Source organism: Adhaeribacter sp., from assembly GCF_057359045.1.
Genome location: NZ_JBMQUD010000152.1, coordinates 19,762 through 41,767, shown reverse-complemented (window position 1 = coordinate 41,767; position 22,006 = coordinate 19,762). Strand labels below are relative to the sequence as shown.

Sequence of the window (22,006 nt, the reverse complement as noted above, 5' to 3'; positions counted from 1 at the left end):
ATAATTTTCTTCAAGGCAAATCATTAAATAATTTTTTCAGAAATCAGGAAGGGTAAATTATTTATCCGGTATTTCTAATTCATAATTTCCAATTCAAAATTCATTATATAATTTAAACGTTATCTTTCCGTACAATACTCGCCGACATTTCTGCTTCCATTACCACTTTGCCATTTACAAAAGCCTGGCCTTGCATTTTAGCTATGCCACGCTTAATAGGCGCAAGTAACCAGCATTTAAAGATAATGGTATCGCCCGGAATTACCCGGCGGCGGAACCGGCATTTATCAACCCCCAAAAAGTAAGTCCAGTAATTTTCCGGATCCGGAACGGTACTTAAAACCAGAATGCCGCCGGTTTGGGCCATAGATTCTATCTGGTAAACACCAGGGTAAACAGGGTTACCCGGAAAGTGCCCCTGAAACTGCTGCTCGTTCATAGTAACGTTCTTAACCCCAATAACCGTACTTTCGTCCAGGTAGATAATTTTATCAATCAGGATAAAAGGAAACCGGTGGGGCAGGGTTTGGGAAATTTTATTTATGTCCATTACGGGTTCCTTGGTAGGGTCGTAAATGGGTACATTTAAAATTGCCGCCTCTTGCATTACTTTTTTAATTTTTTTTGCAAAAGCTACGTTGGCCGCATGGCCCGGCCGGGCTGCCAAAATCTGACCTTTTAACGGGCGGCCCACCAGCGCTAAATCGCCGATTAAATCTAATAATTTATGCCGGGCCGGCTCATTTTTATAACGCAGATCTACGTTATTTAAAATACCTTCTTTTTTTACTTCTACTTTGGGTTTACGGAGTAAAGTAGCCAGTTCGGTTAGTTCTTCGTCGGTTACTACCCGGTCTACTACCACTATGGCATTGTTCAGGTCGCCGCCTTTAATCAGATTTTGCTTATACAGGGTTTCGAGTTCGTGTAAAAAGCAGAACGTGCGGCAAGAGGCAATCTCGGTCGGGAATTGATTTATATTGGTTATAGAAGCGTGTTGGCTGCCCAATACCGGCGACTGGTAATCGACCATAACCGTTACGCGATAATCATTCAGCGGCAGCGCGGCCATTTCAACTTCCCGTTCGGCATCTTGGTAAAAAATGCCTTGGGGTATTTCAAAATAATTGCGCAGGGCGTTTTGTTCTTCCAGGCCCACGGCCTCTAAGGCGCTTACAAACTCGATGGAACTTCCGTCCATAATAGGCGGTTCCGGCCCATCTAACTGAATAAGTACATTATCTATTTCCAAACCTACCAAAGCCGCTAAAGTGTGCTCAACGGTATTTATGCGGGCACCATTCTGTTCAATGGTTGTGCCCCGCGATAAATCTACTACATTGTCTACGTCGGCGTTTACAATGGGCTGGTTGGGTAAATCTATGCGTTGAAATTTATAGCCATGGTTGGGAGGTGCGGGTAAAAAAGTCATGTTCGCCATCACGCCGGTATGTAATCCTATGCCTGATACCGTTACCGGCCCTTTGATGGTGTGTTGCTTGTCATTCATGCTGGTGTGCTTTAATTAGCGCGAATTTAAATCTTTTCTTTTAGTTCCAAGAGGGTTTTCTCGAGTTCTGGTAAACGCCGGAATACCGCCAGGCTGCGAAGGTTTTGTTTATAATCGAAGGCCGGCGATCCCTGAATAATGGTGCCGGATTGGGTTACCGTTTTAGAAACACCCGATTGCGCGCCCACAATGGTTTTATCGGCCAAGGTAATGTGGCCTACTACGCCCACCTGTCCGGCCAGGGTACAATAATTACCAATTTTGGTGGAGCCGGAAATCCCGGTTTGCGAGGCAATAACGGTGTGTTTACCAATTTCTACGTTATGCGCTACTTGCACCAGGTTATCTATTTTGGTGCCCTCATGCACAATGGTAGAACCCAGAGTGGCACAATCAATAGTTGTGTTGGCCCCAATATTTACATAATCTTCTAATACCACATTGCCAGTTTGCGGAATATCGCGGTAAGAGCCATCTTTTTGCGGAGCAAAGCCAAAACCGGGACTCCCGATAACCGCACCGGCGTTTATGGTGCAGTGGTTACCAATAATTGTATTGGCGTAAATTTTGGCCCCGGCGTAAATAATTGTGTTATCGCCCACCTGCACATTGTCGCCGAGGTAAGCCTGGGGGTATATTTTTACCTGATTGCCTAACCGGCAGTTTTTACCAATATACGAAAAAGCGCCGCGGTAAAAATCAGTACCAATGGTAGAGTTTTCGCCGATAAAGGCCGGTTCTTCCAGGCCGGTTTTTAAGGCAAGTAAAGCTTTCTGGTATTCTTCGAGCAGGCGCGTAAAGCTGGTATACGGATCATCTACCCGGATTAAGGCCGCCGATACCGGTTGTTTGGGCCGGAAGTTTTTAGCCACAATAACCGCCGTTGCGCGCGTAGCGTACAAAAAATGCTCATACTTTAAATTAGATAAAAAAGCCAACGCACCCGTTGCAGCCTCTTCAATTTTGGCTAATTCCCGGATGCTGGCCGTTGCATCACCCTCTACTTCCCCTTCCAGCAATCCAGCAATTTGTCCGACAGTAAATTCCATGCCGTAAAAATAGTAAACAAATTAATTATAGCGCGATTTCTTTCGGGTAGCAGACATAATACTTTTCCACTTTGGTGCTTAATGCCCGGATATTGGGTAGATCCGAAGCGGCTGCTACATCTACTATGCGGCCATTTTTGGTCAGCAAATCAATTAATTCGCCTTGCGCTTCGTAAGCATTGTTGCTTATTTTACCCGTTATCATTAAATATTTTACATCGGCAGCATCTACTTTAAAATATTCCTGCACCAGTTCGGTTATGCCCAAAATCATTTCTTCTTCAAAAGGCGTGGCCGAAATAATTACTTTAAACAAGCGGCGCTGCAACAAACCGTCGGCCAGCGTAGATAAAATTTTATCTGAGTGCCGGCACCAGGCTTTTATGCCCTGCCAGATGTCGTAATCGTCGAGCGAGATAAAACGGTGCAGTATATCTTCATCTTCTTTAAAATCCTGGATGGTAATATTGCGGTAAAGAAAAAACTCCAGCGCCGGGCTGGCTGTTATCGCAATACCGGTTTGTACCAGTTCCCGCGCCCGCTCAATTAACCGGATAAGCATGTTTTCGGCACTGATAACGGTTTTATGCAGGTACACTTGCCAGTACATTAAGCGGCGGGCTACCAGAAAATTCTCGATGCTGTAAATGGCTTTTTCTTCTATCACCAACTTTTCATCGGCTACGTTCATCATTTTAAGCAGCCGGTTGGCACCAATTTTGCCTTCTGAAACCCCGGTATAAAAACTGTCGCGGTTTAAATAATCCAGGCGGTCTACATCTAACTGGCTCGAAACCAATTGGTGGAAAAATGGCCGGTGGTAGGTGCCATTAAATATTTGGATAGCCAAATCTAATTTATGCGCAAAAACCTGGTTAAGCTGGTGCATCAGGTGCAAAGAAATTTCTTCGTGGTTTACGCCGCTAAAGATAGAAGCCTCCAGGGCGTGCGAAAAAGGGCCGTGCCCCACATCGTGCAACAGAATGGCCAGCAAGGAAGCTTCGCACTCTTTGTCTGATATTTGATTACTTTTGCTCCGGAGGGTTTGCAGGGCCTGGTCCATTAAGTGCATGGCACCCAACGCGTGATGAAAACGGGTATGCAAAGCGCCCGGGTAAACAAAGTCGGTAAGGCCTAGTTGTTTAATGCGCCTAAGGCGCTGAAAATAAGGGTGTTCAATAACGTCAAACAAAAGTTCCGACGGAACTGTGATAAATCCGTAAACCGGATCATTAAAGATTTTTTTCTTATTCAAGATATAACCAAGTTGGCTGTTAATCGTTGTGCCTATGTAGGTATAAACGGCAAAAGCAGTTTTAAACCGCATTAATTCTTTAATTTTACTTTAACTACAGGTGCTTCAGCAGGGTTTTAGCGCCCCGGCAAGTGCCTCAATTACACCTAATAAATAGCTAAGCGATGCAAAGATATAATATTTTGTGGGCCGATGATGAAATCGACCTTTTGAAACCCCATATCCTTTTTCTGGAAGACAAAGGCTATGATATTACGCCGGTGTGCAGTGGGGCCGATGCCATTGAAAAATTTGCCGAAAATAATTACGATGTGGTTTTCCTCGACGAAAACATGCCGGGTATTTCGGGTTTAGAAACCCTGAACGAAATTAAAACCGTGCGGCCCAATATTCCGGTGGTAATGATTACCAAAAGCGAAGAAGAGCATATTATGGAAGAGGCCATCGGTTCTAAAATTGCCGATTATTTAATTAAGCCGCTCAACCCCAACCAGATTTTACTTTCGGTAAAAAAAATATTAGATAATAAACGACTGGTATCCGAGAAAACGAACAGCTCTTACCAACGCGATTTCCGGACGTTGGGCATGGCTTTGGGCGAACGCTTAAGTTACCAGGAGTGGGCCGAAAATTATAAAAAGTTGGTGCGGTGGGAACTAGAAATAGACGAAACCGAAGGCAAGAGCATGGCTGATGTTATAAACATGCAAAAAGACGAGGCCAACTCTAACTTCGCTAAGTTTATCATGGATAACTACGAAGAATGGATTAACAAAGAAACCGACGACCGGCCGCTGATGTCGCACGAAATATTTAAGCAACGCGTTTTCCCGATGATGAAGGAATCGCCGCAGCCCATTTATTTTGTGCTGATTGATAATTTGCGTTACGACCAGTGGAAGGTTTTAGAACCCATAATTTCGGATTATTTTACCGTAGAAAACGAAGAGCTGTTTTACTCTATCCTGCCCACTACTACTGCTTACGCCCGTAATTCTATATTTTCGGGTATGCTGCCGTCCGATATGCAGAAAAAATACCCTAAAATGTGGGTTTCCGACGAAGATGAAGAAGGTAAAAACCTGTACGAAGCTGAGTTTCTGGAAATTCAGATGCAGCAAAACCGTATTTCTGAAAAATACAGCTACAATAAAATAACCAACAGCGCCAATGGGCGCGATCTGGTAAATAAATTTACCAATCTAGAGGCAAATAAATTAAATGTAATCGTGTACAATTTTGTGGATATGCTGTCGCATGCCCGTACCGATAGCAACATGGTGCGCGAATTGGCTCCCGACGAATCGGCTTACCGTTCTATTACCAAGTCCTGGTTTTTACATTCGCCTTTATTCGAAACTTTAAAATTAATCGCCGAAAAGAAAGGCCGCCTCATTATAACCACCGACCACGGTACTATCCGGTGTAAGCGGCCTTTTAAAATTATCGGCGACCGCAACACCAATACCAACCTGCGCTACAAACATGGCAAAAATTTAGGCTTTACCGAAAAAGATGTATTTGTAGTGCGTAAACCCGAGCGCATTTTTTTACCCAAAGAGAATATTTCAACGGCTTACGTTTTTGCTTTAGAAGATTACTTCTTTGCGTACCCTAATAATTTTAATTATTATGTAAACTACTATAAAGATACTTTCCAGCACGGTGGCATTTCTTTAGAAGAAATAATAATACCGTTTATAACCTTGCAGCCTAAAAACGCTTAATTGCCGGCATGAACGAGAAAGTAATAACGGTGCCGTCGCTGGCCGAATTACCGGCGGCGGCGGCAGCGGTTTGGGATTTTGCAAAAGAGAATAATATTTTGTTATTTGTGGGCGAAATGGCAGCGGGGAAGACAACCTTAATAAAAGAATTATGCCGGCTGGCAGGGGTGGAAGAGCCGGTTAGCAGCCCTACCTACGCCTTGGTAAACGAATATGCCATTAATACCGGCCAAACCCTCTATCATTTTGATTTTTACCGGATTAACGAAATGAGCGAAGCCCTGGATATGGGTGCTACGGAATATTTCGATTCGGGTAATATCTGCCTGATTGAATGGCCAGATAAAATTACGCCCCTGCTGCCGGACCATTATGTAAGCGTATCGATTGACAAAGGTGCAGGAGAGGCCCGTACCATAACGTTGAAAAAAAACTGATATGAACGAAAATATTCCTTCGGGCTTTGAGGCGTTGGCGGCCAGCAGCCGGGCGCTTTATCCGAAAGAATCGATGTTGGCTATAGAAACCCGGAAAAAACGCCTTTTTATTGGCATTCCGAAAGAATATTCTTTACAGGAAAACCGGATTGGGCTTACCCCCGAAGCTGTACGTTTGCTCACCGACAATGGCCACGAGATTTTAATCGAATCGGGTGCCGGCAGCCCTTCTAAATACGCGGATCATGAGTTTTCTGAAGCCGGTGCGCATATCGTGTACAGTACCAAAGAAGTATACGAGGCCGATATTATTTTAAAAATTGCGCCACCTACCTTCGAAGAATTAGAATATTTCCGTTCGGGGCAAACCCTTATTTCGGCGTTGCAGTTTGGTAGCCTTACCGGCGATTATGTAGGTGCGCTTTGCCGGAAAAAAATTAATGCGATTTCTTTTGAATTACTAAAAGACCGTTCGGATAGTAAACCCGTGGTGCGGGCTATGAGCGAAATAGCGGGCAGTACGGTTATGCTTATTGCTGCTGAATATTTAAGCTCCAGTAGCGAGGGTAAAGGCATAATTCTGGGCGGCATAACGGGCGTACCACCGTCGCGCGTAGTAATTCTGGGGGCTGGCACTGTAGCCGAATACGCTACCCGTGCCGCCATTGGATTGGGTGCCGAAGTAAAAGTTTTTGACGACCACATTTACAAGCTGCGGCGGCTTAAGCAAAATATTGGCCCTTATTTATTTACCTCTACCATGGATGGGGCTTTACTCAGCCAGGAACTAAAGCTGGCCGACGTAGTAATTGGTGCCCTTTCTATCCGGAGCGGGCGTTCTACAGCTATGATTCCGGAGAGTATTGTGGCCCAGATGAACCCGGGTTCGGTAATTATTGACGTAAGTATTGACCAGGGCGGCTGTTTTGAAACCTCGGAACTTACCACACTTAGCCGCCCGGTTTACCGCAAGTACGATATTATTCATTATTGCGTGCCCAATATTGCTTCGCGGGTGCCCCGCACCGCCACCAATGCTTTAAGCAATATTTTTACACCCATTTTTATGGATATTTCTAAACACGGCGGCATAAATGAAGTATTATTTACCCATGAGCACTACCGCAGCGGCGTATACATTTATAAGGGAAGCCTTACCAATGCCACTATTGCCAAAATGTTTAACATGCGCTACAAAGAATTAAGCCTAATGATTGCCGTCCGGAATTAAATAAGTTCAAGACTTAATTTAAATGCGGATAGATAAACCTGAAATCGAGGTTAATATTTTAGCAGCGTTTTTACTTTAAAGAGTCGGGTAAATTTTGTTCTGTAATTCTCCAAAACCAATTCGGATGTTTTGGCGCTCGGCGTAGCCTTTTATAATAACGGTGTCGCCGTTTTCTAAAAAAGATCGGGAGGAGCCGTTCGGTAAGGTCAGGGGTTTAGAACCTTGCCAGGTAAGTTCCAGCATCGAGCCGTAAGTTTCGGGCTCGGGGCCGCTAATGGTGCCGGAGGCAAATAAATCGCCTACTTCTAGGTTACATCCGTTGCTGGTTTGGTGGGCCAACTGTTGGTTCATGTTCCAATAAAGATAGCGGGAATTGGTTTTGGAAATTAATACTGGGTCAGCATCGTCAGGTTGGAGGTAAACTTTCAAGTTTATATCCAAGTGCTTTTGGCCATCGTACTCCAAATACGGCAAAACTTTTGGCTCTTGCATGGGGCCGGCTACCCGGAATGGTTCCAGGGCATCTAAGGTTACTACCCACGGCGAAATAGAGGAAGCAAAACTTTTGCCTAAAAAGGGGCCTAGCGGCAGGTGCTCCCAGCGCTGCATGTCGCGGGCCGACCAATCATTGAATAAAACCAGCCCAAAAATATAATCGTCGGCTTCGTCGGTTATTACAAAGCTGCCCAAGTCGGTGGCGCGCCCCGTTACAAAGGCTACTTCCAGTTCAAAATCCAATTCGCGGGTAGGGCCAAAAACAGGAGTTTGGCTGTCGGTGGGTTTGGTTTGCCCTTGCGGGCGAAAAACCGGCTGCCCCGATACCACAATAGAAGAAGCGCGGCCGTGATACCCTACCGGCATATATTTCCAGTTCGGCGACAAAGGATTTTCGGGATTCCGGAACATTAACCCTACATTGGTGGCGTGCTCCAGGCTGGAGTAAAAATCGGTATAGTTGTTAATTTTAACCGGTAAATGCATGGTTACTTCCTGCTGGCGCACCAGGCAGGCTTTCATAATGTCGGGGTTGTCGCGTATTTCGGGGTTATTATTTCGGAGTAGTTCCGATACCCGATCGCGTACTTCGCGCCAGACCGGTTTACCCAGGGCTATAAAATTATTAAGGGTGCTTTGGTGAAAAACCGAAGGATCCTCTAAAGACAATAAATCGAACAAACCTTCCTGACAAACGGCACACAAATCCAGTACGTACTCGCCAATGGCTACTCCCACGCGCGGATCGCGGGTAGGGGTGCTAAAAATACCAAAAGGTAAATTTTGAATGGGAAATTCGCTGGTGGGGGATATTTGTATCCAGGAGTGCAGGTTGGAGTCGTTGGCTCTGATCATAAAATCGGATTTATACCGCTTGCGTAAAGGTACAAAAATAAAAAAACCGGAAATGGATTTACCACTTCCGGTTTCTTATAAAGAAAACATTTATTTAAATCTTAAATCATCGGGGTTAAATTAACCGCCACCACCGATTTAATTTCGGGTACTTCGCGTTTAATGGTTTGTTCTATACCAGCACGCATGGTCATTACCGACATGGAGCAGGAACCACAGGCACCCAGCAATTCCAGTTTAAGTACCATATCTTCCGACAACTCCAAAACTTTTACGTTGCCGCCATCTGCTTCCAGGTAAGGCCTTATCTGGTCTAAAGCTTTTTCTATACGTTCAAATAGTAATTCTTCTGTGTTGGTCGCTACCATGTTTATTAGGTGTTAATAGGTACTATTTTCGTTTTCGCCAGTCCGGCATTCCGCACCGAAACCTGTTGGGCAACGGCCTGGGCTACTTCTTCAAATACTTTGCCCGCCGGCGAATCCTGTTTAATGGCTTCCGGCATTCCATCATCACCACTTTCCCGAATACTCTGTACCAGTGGTATTTGTCCTAACAACGGAACTCCCCATTTAGTTGCCAATTGCTGGCCACCACCTTCGCCAAATATATAATATTTGTTTTGGGGTAGCTCAGCGGGAGTAAAATAAGCCATATTTTCTATAATTCCGAGCACTGGCACGTTAATTTGCGGTTGGCGGAACATTTGCAGCCCTTTTTGGGCATCGGCCAAAGCTACCCGTTGGGGCGTGGTTACAATAATAGCTCCCGTTACGGGCACGGTTTGCACCAGGGTCAGGTGAATGTCGCTGGTGCCAGGAGGTAAATCAATTAATAAATAATCCAGTTCGCCCCAATCTACATCCGAAATAAATTGTTTCAGGGCTGAGCTGGCCATGGGACCGCGCCACACCACCGCGTTTTCGGCCGGAGCCAGAAAACCAATCGAAATCATTTTAATGCCGTAGCGCTCAATGGGCTCAATCAGGTTTCGGCCATCAGGCGTCCGGAATACACGCGGACGTTCTTCTTCGGTATTAAACATTACCGGAATAGATGGCCCGGAAATATCGGCATCAATTAAACCTACTTTAGCGCCCATCTGGGATAAAGCAATGGCCAGGTTAGATGTAACCGTAGATTTACCTACGCCGCCTTTACCCGACGCAATAGCAATAATATTTTTAACATTTTTTAGTATGGCCGAATTGGTATCGCGGGCCGTAGTAACCCGGCTGGTCAGGTTAACCGTTACGTTGGCTTCCTTATCTACCATGGTATGGATAGCCCGGATACAGGCATTCTGAATTAATTCTTTCAGGGGACAAGCCGGGGTAGTCAGAATAACGGTAAAAGAAATATTTTTGCCGTCTATCTGTATATTTTCAATCATGTTCAGGGTTACCAAATCTTTGCCCAGATCCGGCTCCTCTACATAACTTAAAGCTTTTAATATATCTTCTTGGGTAATTGCCATAAGGATTTTGCTTTCCACAAATTTCTTCCGCAAAGGTACTAATATTTAGCCAGAATACCTGCGTTTTAGCAAGCTTAACACCACCAGAGAAGGAAAGATTCGTATTTGGGCAATTTTAAAGAAACTCTAATGCTGCTTAGCTTAAAAAATAAGTAAGTGGCTGTTTATGGGCGATTTAAATATATTTTATGGTTAGTGTTTAAGAACTACTAAAATAAAATAAATATAAGAGATAGGATTGATTCTTAACAGAATGACGGAATTAAGGGATATGCGTTTGCATATACTTTATTATAAGAACTTAAAACAACATTTTATACCAATTCCAAAGTTTAAACATGTTCTAAAAAGTTTCGGGGCCCAACGCTAAACCAAGAATATTTGGGGCTGAGTAGTTGTAATAAATTGATTTTGAATGGAGTAGGAGGTAGTAGGCAAGTTGAATTATCAGTAACTATTCTAAAATATTAAGAAAAGTTACGTAATTATTTGCTTTATAAAAAAAGCCTCTATTTATTTGTCTATAATTTCTATAGACTTAAAAAAATGAATAAGGTTTTAGCCACTATATCTCCGCTGGGGCAGCAAATTGCTGGTGGTAAAACCATGCCTTTCTTTATAGGAGCTTTATCTTGGGTTCCTTTGCTTCTCTCCCCGTGGGGTTGTTGTTGCTGGTAGTTTAAGCAAGTGCTGGTTTAATGCATTTGCAGTTGTATTAGCCAAATTATTATCCGAAGCTTTAAACGTCTTAAAATGCAGGAATCATTATCTCTTCTTTTATTTATAACCTTGTTATTGGGCTTGCATAAATATGCTGGTCTTTTAAAAATATTACCGCCAACCGAAGACTATTTCGACCAGTTTCCGCTAAAAGATTCAATTCAGAAACCGCAAAAAGACTGCCTATGAAATAAAGCCGCAAAATATAAATAAAGTGCCGGGTAGCAGAATGGGTGCCGGTACTAAAAAAGGCTTTCCCGGCTAATCACGCCTCTGGACTAGGCAGCAACCGGGAAAGCACAGGAAATAAATGTAAAATCAAAATTAGTAAAATTATGAAAAAGCTGCTACTAAAGAGTAGTAAGTTAATGCTATTGTTTTCACTTTCCGGCACGGCCGTTCAGGCGGCCACTTTTTCCGGTACAGCAATATTTCATTTAACGTGGCAACCCGCCAAACTTAACCAGGAAGTGCGGGGTACAGTTGTTTCGGCGGCCGGAGAACCATTGCCCGGTGTTACGTTAGTCTTAAAAGGAACAAATAATGGTGCTGCTACCAACATTGATGGTACCTTTACTTTAACCGTACCCGAAGGAAACGGCATTCTGGTGTTTTCTTTTATTGGCTACCAAACAAAGGAAGTACCTATAAACAATCAAACCACTTTTAGGGTAACCTTAATCGAAGATGCCAAAGCCCTGGAAGAAGTAGTGGTGGTGGGTTATGGCACCCAGAAAAAAGTTAATGTTACTGGCGCTTTGGCCACCGTAGATAAAGAAGTACTGGCCAACCGGCCCATAACTAATTCCACGCAGGCGTTACAAAACCTACCGGGCGTTTACACCAACCAAACCAAAGGCCGGCCGGGAGATGATAATGCTAATATTCGTATTAGAGGGGTAGGAACACTAAATAATAATAACCCGCTCGTGCTGGTAGATGGCGTGGAATTTCCGCTGGGTAATATTAACCCGAATGATATTGAAAGCATAACGGTTTTAAAAGATGCCGCTTCGGCGGCTATTTACGGCAACCGGGCCGCCAACGGTGTAATTCTGGTAAAAACCAAAAGCGGCCAGAAAGGCAAATTTCAGGTAGATTATAATTATTACTACGGTCAGCAGGAAGCTACGCAATTACCCGAGGTAGTAACCAACTCGGTGCAGTACATGGAAGGGAAAAACCGGGCTTTGGCCAACGAAGGCAAACCGGCCGAATACAGCCCGGCTTTGATCGACGAATATAAAACTGGTACCTACCCTTATATATATCCGAATACCGATTGGTTTGATATAATGTTCCGCCAGGCGCCCATTCAGGAACATAGCCTGCGTTTTTCGGGTGGCAGCGACAAAACCGTTTTCTCGGTTTCTTTGGGATATTTGGATCAGCAGGGAATTATGATTAGTACCCTGGGTAAAAGGTATTCGGTTAATACCAATGTTACCGCAGATGTAACTAAACATTTAAAAATAGGAGCTAACCTGGTCGGTACCTTTTGGAATAACCGCGAAAGTGCTTATACCGCCGACGAAGGTAACGGAGAAGGAGGAATTTTAGGTTTAACTTTCCGGGGATTGCCCATGCAGGTGCCTTACGCCCAGGATGGTTCTTACGCCGACCAGTGGATACGTGTGCCGGGCCATAATTTCTTCCGCAATACGGTTGCTTTATCAAACGAGGGTTTCCGGAAAAATAACTCTTACCGCACCTTAGCCAATTTATTTGCCGAAGTAAGTCTGCCATTTAATATTCGTTATAAAACTACCGTGGCGGCCAATATTCTGTTCGGCAGCGAAAAGTTTTCTTATCCGCAAATTAACCTGACCCATCCCAAAACCGGGGTACAAACGCCTATTGGTAATGTGCCGGCCCGGGGCCAGCGCCAGACCAGTCAGGAAAGCTTAAACCTGACTAATTTTCATACGCTAACCTGGGATAAAGCTTTGGGCGAGCACCAGTTAAATTCTTTACTAGGGTTCAGCATCGAAACGTTCAGCAATGGCAGCTTTACCGCTTATAACCAGGGTTATTTGGGTAACGACTTAACTGAACTCGATGCCGGATCATCTTCGCCGCAAGTGGGCGGTTCTTCCGGCAGGTCGCGTTTAGCTTCTTATTTTGGCCGGATTAACTATAACTATCGCGAGAAATATTTGCTCGAAGCCAATTTCCGGTACGATGGATCTTCGCGGTTTGCCCAAGGCAACCGTTGGGGCTTTTTTCCGTCTTTTTCGGCAGGCTGGCGCATGAGCGAAGAAAATTTCCTCAAAAACCAATCTGCCCTGAATAATTTAAAACTGCGGGCTTCTTACGGCCGGCTCGGCAACCAGGCTATCTCTTTGTTTAGTTACGTAGATGCCATTGCCCTGGGTCAGAATTACAACTTTAACAACACGGTGGTGAGCGGGGCGGCTATTACCCAGTTAAGCGACCCCAATATTACCTGGGAATCTACGGCCATTGCCGATGTGGGCCTGGAAGGCGGGCTGTTTAACAACCGTTTGAGCTTTGAACTGGATTGGTTCCGTAAAAAAACCACCGATATTCTGCGGCAGGTGAGCGTGCCGGCCCAGGTAGGTAACTTAACCGGCCCATTCCGGAATATTGGCAGCGTTTTAAATCAAGGGGTAGAAATTACGTTGGGTTATCGTGATAAAATTGGTAATTTCCGTTATAACCTGGATGCCAATGCTACTTATATTAAAAATAAGGTACTGGATGTAAAAGGTCAGGTTTATTACAGCGGCAATACCATTACCAAAGCTGGGGTGCCCATTAATTCCTTCTTTGGTTTGCAGACCGAAGGTATTTTCCAGAACGAAGAAGAAATAAAAAATCATGCCTTTCAGAATGCCATTACCAAACCCGGCGACCTGAAATATAAAGATATCGACGGCAATAAAATTATTGATAACAACGACCGGGTTATTATTGGCAACAGCATACCAACTTATACCTATGGTTTCTCCTTAGGAGCCGGCTACAAAAACCTGGATATTTCGGCCATTTTCCAGGGCGTGCAGGATGTAGACACTTACCTGACCGGAAATTTGGCGCAACCCTATAAAAACGGGGCGGGGGTTACCCCAGAATGGCTAACTGATTCCTGGACGCCCGAAAACCCGAACGCACCATTACCCCGGTTAACCACTTCTAACGGTTATCCGCAGAATTTCCAAACTTCCAGCTTCTGGATTCGGGATGCGTCTTACCTGCGCCTGAAAAACCTGCAGGTTAGCTACGGTTTACCGGCCCATTGGCTGCAGCGCGCCCGGTTACAGCAACTGAAGGTTTTCGTGAATGCCCAGAATTACCTCACTTTTACCCAGTTTAAATTCAGTGATCCGGAGCGCAACGTTACCCGCGGCGACTTGATTGAATACCCGAATACCAAAATTCTGACCACCGGTATTAATATTACCTTTTAAGCTACAGTTAACATGAAAAAGCCTTATATATTTTATAGCACTTTATATAGCACCCTGATATTTTCTTTGTTTTCCTGCGGCGATAATTTTCTGGAAGTAACGCCCACCGACCGGTTTACCCAGGAAAGCTATTGGAACACCCGCGAAAAAGCCGAAGCTGCCCTAAACGGAACTTACGCCGCCTTGCTGCACGGCAGCTTGTACGGGGGCGGTAACCCAATTTTCTTTGAGAGCCTAACGCCTAATACGCTGAACTTTGGTGGGGCCTTTAACCTGATAGCTACCGGCGTACACAACGCGGCTAATACCGGCATCATTAATACAACCTGGAACGGCGCTTATCGCGGTATTGGTCGGGCCAATAATTTCTTGGCGAATATTGATCAGGTACCTATGGATGAGACGCTGAAAAAACGCTACAAAGCCGAGGCCAAATTCCTGCGGGCTGTCTTTTACTTTCCGCTCTGGAATTTATACGGCGGTGCCCCTTTAATTACCGATGCTACCAATTTTTGCCGTCCAATCCACTTTGCCGCGCAATTCGGCCGATGAGTTACTAACCCAGATCCTGAAAGATTTGGAAGAAGCCGCCGCCGACGATGTGTTGCCCCTTACGTATAGCGGCTCCGAAAAAGGCCGGGTAACGCGGGGAGCCGTGCAAGCCTTCCGGGCACGGATACTGTTGTATGCCGGCCGTTGGGCCGAAGCCGCCGCCGCCGCTAAGAAGGTAATCGACCAGAAAACGTATACTTTATTTCCGGATTACCGCGGTTTGTTTTACCTCGAAAACGAAGGCAACTCCGAGGTGGTTTTTGATGTGCAGTTTCGTTTTCCGGAGTTTACGCATTCCCTGGATATTAACCTGGACCAGCAAAACAGTGTAGCCCCGCTGCCCGATTTAGTAAATGATTATTATGCCACTGATGGTAAACCCATTGCCACCTCCGCCGTTTATGACCCGGCCAAACCTTACCAAAACCGCGATCCCCGGTTTTTGGCCACTATTATTACGGAAGGTAGCCAGTACAAAGGCGCTAAGGTAGGAGCCGTTCAGTATCCCCGCACCGGGTATGGTCTAAAAAAATATACCATTTACAAAGACAACGAAATACCTACGGTAGCCCCCACCAGTGATCAATCGGAGTTAAATTATATTTTGCTACGCTATGCCGATGTGTTGCTGACGTATGCCGAAGCCCAGAATGAGGTAGCCGGACCAGATGCCTCGGTGTACGAAGCCGTTAACCTGGTGCGGCGGCGGGTAAAAATGCCAGATTTGCCCTTAAACCTGAGCCAGGAACAATTAAGAAAGGAAATCCGGCACGAGCGACGCATTGAACTGGCCGGTGAAGGCTTATATTATTACGATATCCGGCGCTGGAAAGTAGCAGATCAGGTACTAAATACCGATATTTATAATAATAAAGGTCAACGGATTGATACCCGTAAATTTAACCCTAACCGCGATTATTTATGGCCGGTGCCTTCGGTTGCTATTCAGGAAAATACCGCGCTGGCGCAGAATCCGGGCTACGGCAATTAAATAAGGCAGTGTTTCTAACCAACTTTAAAAATGAAAAAGAAAATATTACCAATATTCTGGTCTTTATTTCTTGGGCAAATATTATTTAGCCACTTTACCCAGGCGCAGACGAAGTCCAGGCACAAAAAGCCCAATTTTATATTTATTCTGGCCGATGATTTAGGATACGGCAACCTGACCAGCTATAATCAGCGCAGCCCTATACCAACCCCCAATATTGACCGGCTGGGTAAAGAAGGAACCAAATTTACCCGCTTTTATGCCGGCAGTACGGTATGCGCGCCCTCTCGCTGCGCCCTCATGACGGGGTTGGACATGGGCCATGCGTATATCCGAGGCAACAGCCGCGAATCGTTGCGGGAGCAGGATATAACCCTGGCGCAGCGGTTGCAGGCCAGCGGCTATGTTACCGGTATGTTTGGTAAATGGGGTTTGGGCGAAGAAAACTCTTCCGGCACGCCGGAAAAAAAAGGCTTTGATGCGTTTTTTGGTTACCTGAATCAAGGGCACGCGCACGATTATTACACCGACCGGCTGTACGAAGTGAAGAACCGGCAAATGCAGAAGGTGACCACCGATACGGCCGCTTACACCCACGATTTGATTATGGATCGGGCGCAGGCTTTTCTGCGGGATAATAAAGATAAACCTTTCTTTTTATACCTGCCCGTTACTATTCCGCACGCCGAGTTAAAGCTGCCGAAGAAATATTTGCAGCCTTTCCTGCATGCCGACGGCAGCAGCAAGTTCGGGCCCGAAACACCTTTTATTCATAAAACCGGCAACTACGACAGCCAGGACAAACCGCACGCTACCTTTGCCGCCATGATTAACAAGCTGGACCAGGACGTAGGCCAAATATCCCGGTTGGTAAAAGAGTTAGGGCTGGACGATAACACCTATATATTCTTTACCAGCGACAATGGGCCGCACCGTGAAGGCGGCGGGGACCCGGAATATTTTAACAGCAGCGGTCCGTTGCGCGGTATTAAACGCGATTTATACGAAGGCGGTATTCGGGTGCCCTTACTCGTGCGGGCTCCCGGCAAAGTACCTGCCGGCCGTACCAGCGATATTCCCTGGGCTTTCTGGGATATATTGCCTACCCTGAATACCCTGGCCGGTGTGCCGGTTCCGGAAAATATTAACGGTATTTCGTTTGCCCCAACTTTAGCTGGTAAGCCGCAACCCAAACAACACGAATACCTTTACTGGCAGTTTAAAGAAGGCGCTTTTAAAGAAGCTATTATTCAAAAAGACTGGAAGCTGCTGCGTTTTAAGTCTGAAGACAAGCCTGAGGTGCTGGAACTATACCATCTGGGCAAAGACCCCGGCGAAAAACAAAACCTGGCGGCAACTTATCCCGACAAAATCCGGGAATTACTGGCCGTATTGGCCAGAACCAAAACACCCGCCCAAAATAAATTATTCGATTGGTCGGCCTGGCACCACCAGGCAGTTGCCCCCAAAAATTAATACCTAATGGGATAACCCTATTTCATAATACTACACCCTATAAGGGTTATTGTCTTGAAAGGATCTATTGATTAATTTAACTTACAGGTGAAGATTAGGAAAGCTTATAACTTTCCTAAACACAAGATCCTTTCAGGCTGACTAGAAAAGTGTTTTACGGTATAAGATAGGGTTAATTGCTTTCGGTATAAACTGCATTTAGAACACCACAATTTTCTAACTAAAAAATTATATGCTAAAAATATTTAAATGGCCAATTTTAATTGGCAGCCTGCTGGTTATTGCCTTAACGGGCAAGGCGCAATCCAGTACTAAAAAACCAAATTTAGTTTTAATCTTGGTGGATGATATGGGATACTCAGACCTGGGTTGCTTTGGATCTGAGATTCCGACGCCCAACCTGGATAAATTAGCCCAAAACGGCTTGCGCTTGTCTCAGTTTTACAATACTTCCCGCTGCTGCCCTTCCCGGGCATCGCTCATGACGGGCGTTTACCCCCACCAGGCCGGCGTCGGCAGCATGAATGCCGATTTGGGCAATCCGCAGTACCAGGGCTTTCTGAATAAAAACGTTATTACCATTGCCGAAGGCCTGAAAACAGCAGGCTATACCACCCTCATGTCGGGGAAATGGCACATAGGTAACCAGCCGGACCAATGGCCGGGCGCCCGTGGGTTCGACCAGTATTTTGCCCTGATTGGCGGCACAAGTAATTATTTTTATCCGCATCCGTACGAGTTAAAAGCGCAAAGCTTTTTTGTGCTGAATGGGCAAAAACAAGAAAACTACACAACCGAAAAAAAACCGGCTGATTTTTACCTGACCGATGATTTTACAAATCATGCGTTGCGTTTTCTGGATGGGACTAAAAGCAGCAAAAAGCCATTCTTTCTGTACACGGCTTTTAATGCGCCCCATTTTCCGCTACAGGCCCGGGCCGAGGACGTGGCCAAGTACCGGGGTAAATACCTCCAGGGTTGGGAGGTAGTCCGGTCGGCGCGTTATCAAAAATTGTTGAAGTTAGGTTTAATTAAACCCGAATGGAAATTATCACCCCGCGATTCGCTTATTCCGGAATGGAACCAGATGCGGCAAACCGAAAAAGAAGCCTGGGACTTAAAAATGGCCGTATTTGCCGCCATGGTAGACCGCATAGATTACAACGTTGGCCGCATTGTAGCTAAATTGCAAGAACTAGGCGTAGACCAGAATACATTAATCTTGTTTATGTCGGATAACGGCGCCAGTCACGAATATCCTTTCCGGGCAGCCAGCCAAACCGAAGCAGTAGCGCAATTGGTTAAATCGCAACCGCACGACAGCCCGCAATCTTATATTTCTTATGAGTATAACTGGGCCAACGTAAGTAATACACCTTTCCGCTCTTTTAAACACTGGGAGCACGAAGGCGGCATCAGTTCGCCGTTTATTGCCTGGTTTCCGGGTAAAATTAAAGGGGGGCGCATTGCCGATAATCCGGCACATCTCATCGATATTCAATCTACTCTGTTCGACTTTGGCGGTGTAAAATACCCCACCCAGGTAAAAGAGAATAAAATATTGCCAACCGAAGGCATATCGCTGCGGCCTTTGCTGGAAGGTAAACCCTGGAAAGGGCACGACGTGCTGTACTGGGAGCACCAGGGTAACCGGGCCGTACGCCAGGGCGATTGGAAATTGGTTTCTATGTATCCGGAAAATAAATGGGAGCTTTATCACGTGGGCCGCGACCGCACCGAACTGCAAAACCAGGCCCAGGCGCACCCCGAAAAACTAAAAGAATTAATCGGTTTATACAACAATTGGGCTAAGCGGGCTGGGGTAGTGGAGTGGGATAAAATCAAACCCGCACCAGCAGTTAAATAAATTATTACTAAATTGGTTTTTATTTAGTACAAAATGCACCAATCTTTAAAATATTATTCCTTTGGATTTCTTTTAATCGGGCTGGCCGCTTGCCAGCCCGATACCCAAAAAAATATTCCTGAAACCCAACAGGTAACGGCCAACCAGGTAGTAGTGCCGCCGGTAACCGATACCATTCCGGCCAAAATGGTTTATATACCCGCCGGTAAATTCCGGATGGGCTCCGATGATGCCAATTTTCCGGATGCCCAGCCCGTACACGAGGTAGAGGTAAGCGGTTTTTGGATGGATGAACACGAGGTTACCAATGCCGAATTTGCCCGGTTTGTAAAAGCTACCGGCTACGTAACAGTAGCCGAGCGGGCCTTGAACCCGGCTGATTTTCCGGGGGTGCCGGCCGATAAACTGGTGCCGGGCTCGGGGGTATTTACACCGCCGGCCCAGGAAGTAAGCCTCGATAATCCTTTGCAATGGTGGCAATACGTGCCCGGCGCCAGTTGGCGGCATCCGCAAGGGCCCAGCAGTTCTATAGCGGGCAAACCCAACGACCCGGTGGTGCAGGTATGTTACGAAGATGCTGCTGCCTACGCCAAATGGGCCGGCAAACGCTTGCCCACCGAAGCCGAATGGGAGTACGCGGCCCAGGGTGGCAAAGGCCGTCGTAAATATTATTGGGGCGATGAACTGAAGCCAGAAGGTAAATGGGTAGCCAATATTTACCAGGGCAATTTCCCGGATAAAAACAGCGGCGAAGATGGCTTTATTACCGTTGCCCCGGTAAAATCTTTTCCGGCTAACGGCTTTGGCCTATTTGATATGGAAGGTAATGTTTGGGAATGGTGCCAGGATTTTTACCGGCCCGATTATTACCAGCAAAGCCCCCGGTTAAATCCGAAAGGGCCCGCAGATAGCTACGACCCCCAAGAACCAGGCGCTGTAAAACGGGTGCAGCGCGGCGGCTCATTCTTGTGCTCAGACCAATATTGCGTGCGTTACAAACCCGCCAGCCGGGGCAACGGCGAAATTTCGAGTGCCGCCAACAACTTAGGTTTCCGGTGTGTAAAAGACGGAGGACCCGATAAAAAAGGATAGTAAATTTATCTGCCGCTATTTTCTGTCCGAAATAAATATTTCTAGCACACAGGGGTTGAGTGAACCCCTGTATTTTTTTTGTGGCAAAGAAGTTTAGCTTATTATTTTAATGAGTTAAATTAATTTACCCGTTAAATTTAAACTTCTAGCCCGCAAACCTTCAGATACATTTTAGCCTTTCAACATAAATATTCACTTCTATTTTTTGATTTTATTTCTTTTTTACCTTTCAATTGCTCAAAATTATTTAATATGCACTTTGTGTGGTTTACCAAATGATAATGCTGTTAATATTATGGGAGCATTGGTTCTAAAATTTAAGCATCATTTGAGTAATCAATTAAATAACAGTACTGTTTAGTAGCTGGTAAATACTAGCTTTATTAAATTTGTTGTAGCTTATGTTTGATTGGTACGCCTTGTTTTAGAACCAATCATTAATCAACCAACACAGGCCGCAAACTATCATTTATTTATACCAAAATACCGCTGCTTATTTTTAAAGGGGCACACGAAGTTAATGAAAAAGAAAAGCGCTGAAGTAGTGGGCGTAAAAGAAATTGCCCTTCGGGCCAACGTTTCACTGGGTACCGTAGATAGGGTTTTGCACAATAGGGCCGGAGTTTCCAATGCCACCCGCGAAAAAATAATGGCCATTGTAAACGAATTAAATTATCAACCCAATATTCTGGCCCGAAGTTTAGCTTCCAAAAAAGTTTACAAAATTGCCGTTTTAATTCCGGCTGTATCCGACGAAACCGCCTTCTGGCAAGCACCGCTGGATGGCATCAAAAAAGCGGCCAACGAAGTAAGTTTGCACGGTTTTAATGTAGAAGAATATTGCTTTGACCAAAACGATAAAAGCTCATTTACCCGGCAAGCCAAACTTATTTTAGAGAATAAAGTTGATGGTATTATTATGGCACCTTCTTTTATCGAAGAATCCATCAATTTTACGGCAAACTGCAAAAAACTCAGAATTCCTTATGTATTTATAAATTCTGATTTGCCCACCCAGGATAGCCTTTGTTACATCGGTCCGCATTTGTATAAAAGTGGTTATTTAGCGGCGCATTTAGCCAACTTAAGCATCGAAGAAAAAGGCCGGATTTTAATCCTGAATATTTCGAAAGAGATTGAGAACCACCACCATTTGCTTAAAAAAGAAGAAGGTTTCCGGAGCTATTTTGTTGATAAAAAGCAAGACCGCAAAATAGTTAAACTAGATATTAAGCAAACCGAATACGCAGCGGTAGAACTGCAGTTGACCGACGTGTTTGGGAAATACAAAAACATTAAGGGCGTTTTTGTGACCAATTCCCGAGTAGCAACCGTATCGAAATATTTAGCCAAAGCCGGACTTAGCGATATATTGGTAATTGGGTATGATTACCTGGCCGAAAACGTGGAATACCTCGAAAAAGAAGTGATAGATTATTTAATTTGCCAAAAACCGGAAGTGCAAGGGTATAAAGGTATTATGGCCTTGTTTAATTATCTTGTACTGTCGGCGCCCGTCGATCCGGTGGTGTATATGCCTATTGATATCATTACAAAAGAAAATTACGAATTCTATGTTAATTAAATTTTCTTTCAACTAAATAACCTTAGCTGCCGCATTCTTTTCTTTCCTGTTGATACATAAGCGCTATAAAGGCGATAATTTAGCTTCATGCGCAAATATTTATTATATTTTCGTGTACGTACACGATATTTTATTTAAATTTAAGTGCCAAGCAGTTAATTTTAAATTAAATCTCTCTTTTAAACGTTTGTTTTAAAGCGTTTTTCCTGATTAACAGAAGTAAACCCGTGTAACAATGTTGGTGACGCGCTATTTA

17 protein-coding genes are annotated in these 22,006 nt (G+C 45.0%); 11 read left to right on the top strand and 6 right to left on the bottom strand.

Translation table 11 applies throughout. The features are described from left to right. Window positions 1–112 precede the first annotated feature (112 nt). From ACO1R6_RS23295 to ACO1R6_RS23285, 3 genes are read right to left on the bottom strand one after another with little or no spacing between them, the layout of a single operon-like run. Window positions 113–1,510 carry a bifunctional UDP-3-O-[3-hydroxymyristoyl] N-acetylglucosamine deacetylase/3-hydroxyacyl-ACP dehydratase gene (locus ACO1R6_RS23295; protein ID WP_486267849.1) on the bottom strand — a complete coding sequence of 466 codons (1,398 nt, stop codon included), beginning with the start codon at window positions 1,508–1,510 and terminating at the stop codon, window positions 113–115. A 26-nt stretch (window positions 1,511–1,536) separates the two neighbouring features. Beyond that, a complete protein-coding gene (gene lpxD / locus ACO1R6_RS23290; RefSeq protein ID WP_486267847.1) occupies window positions 1,537–2,559 on the bottom strand; it encodes a UDP-3-O-(3-hydroxymyristoyl)glucosamine N-acyltransferase in 1,023 nt (340 codons plus the stop codon). 25 nt (window positions 2,560–2,584) lie between these two features. Further along, window positions 2,585–3,814 carry an HD domain-containing protein gene (locus ACO1R6_RS23285; protein WP_486267845.1) on the bottom strand — a complete coding sequence of 410 codons (1,230 nt, stop codon included), beginning with the start codon at window positions 3,812–3,814 and terminating at the stop codon, window positions 2,585–2,587. 164 nt (window positions 3,815–3,978) lie between these two features. On the opposite strand from ACO1R6_RS23285, the gene porX reads away from it, so the two are divergent. Genes porX through ACO1R6_RS23270 form a run of 3 tightly spaced genes read left to right on the top strand, consistent with a single transcriptional unit; the run spans window position 3,979 to window position 7,209 of the window. Continuing rightward, window positions 3,979–5,541, top strand: a complete 1,563-nt coding sequence (gene porX / locus ACO1R6_RS23280) for a T9SS response regulator signal transducer PorX (RefSeq protein WP_486267843.1) — start codon at window positions 3,979–3,981, stop codon at window positions 5,539–5,541. A gap of 8 nt (window positions 5,542–5,549) precedes the next feature. Further along, window positions 5,550–5,978 carry a tRNA (adenosine(37)-N6)-threonylcarbamoyltransferase complex ATPase subunit type 1 TsaE gene (gene tsaE, locus ACO1R6_RS23275; RefSeq protein ID WP_486267841.1) on the top strand — a complete coding sequence of 143 codons (429 nt, stop codon included), beginning with the start codon at window positions 5,550–5,552 and terminating at the stop codon, window positions 5,976–5,978. Window position 5,979: 1 nt separating this feature from the next. Then, on the top strand, window positions 5,980–7,209 hold the full coding sequence (locus ACO1R6_RS23270) for an alanine dehydrogenase (RefSeq protein ID WP_486267839.1): 1,230 nt from the start codon (window positions 5,980–5,982) through the stop codon (window positions 7,207–7,209). Window positions 7,210–7,284: 75 nt separating this feature from the next. On the opposite strand, the gene fahA is transcribed toward ACO1R6_RS23270, so the two are convergent. The 3 genes from fahA to ACO1R6_RS23255 all read right to left on the bottom strand — a co-directional run bounded on the left by fahA (window position 7,285) and on the right by ACO1R6_RS23255 (window position 10,036). After that, window positions 7,285–8,559, bottom strand: a complete 1,275-nt coding sequence (gene fahA, locus ACO1R6_RS23265; RefSeq protein ID WP_486267837.1) for a fumarylacetoacetase — start codon at window positions 8,557–8,559, stop codon at window positions 7,285–7,287. A gap of 101 nt (window positions 8,560–8,660) precedes the next feature. Continuing rightward, complete coding sequence (locus tag ACO1R6_RS23260; RefSeq protein WP_486267835.1) at window positions 8,661–8,927, bottom strand: NifU family protein; 267 nt, start codon at window positions 8,925–8,927, stop codon at window positions 8,661–8,663. Between the two features lie 5 nt (window positions 8,928–8,932). Then, window positions 8,933–10,036 carry an Mrp/NBP35 family ATP-binding protein gene (locus ACO1R6_RS23255; RefSeq protein ID WP_486267833.1) on the bottom strand — a complete coding sequence of 368 codons (1,104 nt, stop codon included), beginning with the start codon at window positions 10,034–10,036 and terminating at the stop codon, window positions 8,933–8,935. 753 nt (window positions 10,037–10,789) lie between these two features. Between ACO1R6_RS23255 and ACO1R6_RS23250 the strand changes: the two genes are divergently transcribed. From ACO1R6_RS23250 to ACO1R6_RS23215, 8 genes are all read left to right on the top strand, one after another. Continuing rightward, on the top strand, window positions 10,790–10,945 hold the full coding sequence (locus tag ACO1R6_RS23250) for a hypothetical protein (protein WP_486267831.1): 156 nt from the start codon (window positions 10,790–10,792) through the stop codon (window positions 10,943–10,945). 146 nt (window positions 10,946–11,091) lie between these two features. Further along, entirely contained in the window at window positions 11,092–14,187 is a 3,096-nt protein-coding gene (locus ACO1R6_RS23245; protein WP_486267829.1) for a SusC/RagA family TonB-linked outer membrane protein, read from the top strand. A 12-nt stretch (window positions 14,188–14,199) separates the two neighbouring features. Beyond that, the gene (locus ACO1R6_RS23240; protein WP_486267827.1) at window positions 14,200–14,739 is read left to right on the top strand and encodes a RagB/SusD family nutrient uptake outer membrane protein; all 540 of its coding nucleotides are present in this window, start codon (window positions 14,200–14,202) and stop codon (window positions 14,737–14,739) included. Beyond that, on the top strand, window positions 14,687–15,730 hold the full coding sequence (locus ACO1R6_RS23235) for a RagB/SusD family nutrient uptake outer membrane protein (protein WP_486267825.1): 1,044 nt from the start codon (window positions 14,687–14,689) through the stop codon (window positions 15,728–15,730). The genes ACO1R6_RS23240 and ACO1R6_RS23235 overlap by 53 nt, the downstream gene beginning before the upstream one ends. Window positions 15,731–15,760: 30 nt before the next feature. Beyond that, window positions 15,761–17,206 carry an arylsulfatase gene (locus ACO1R6_RS23230; protein ID WP_486267823.1) on the top strand — a complete coding sequence of 482 codons (1,446 nt, stop codon included), beginning with the start codon at window positions 15,761–15,763 and terminating at the stop codon, window positions 17,204–17,206. 232 nt (window positions 17,207–17,438) lie between these two features. After that, window positions 17,439–19,073 (top strand): arylsulfatase, encoded by a 1,635-nt coding sequence (locus tag ACO1R6_RS23225; protein ID WP_486267821.1) that lies wholly within the window; start codon window positions 17,439–17,441, stop codon window positions 19,071–19,073. A 33-nt stretch (window positions 19,074–19,106) separates the two neighbouring features. Next, the gene (locus tag ACO1R6_RS23220) at window positions 19,107–20,165 is read left to right on the top strand and encodes a formylglycine-generating enzyme family protein (RefSeq protein WP_486267819.1); all 1,059 of its coding nucleotides are present in this window, start codon (window positions 19,107–19,109) and stop codon (window positions 20,163–20,165) included. Between the two features lie 520 nt (window positions 20,166–20,685). Then, complete coding sequence (locus tag ACO1R6_RS23215) at window positions 20,686–21,750, top strand: LacI family DNA-binding transcriptional regulator (RefSeq protein WP_486267817.1); 1,065 nt, start codon at window positions 20,686–20,688, stop codon at window positions 21,748–21,750. The last annotated feature ends 256 nt before the right edge of the window (window positions 21,751–22,006 follow it).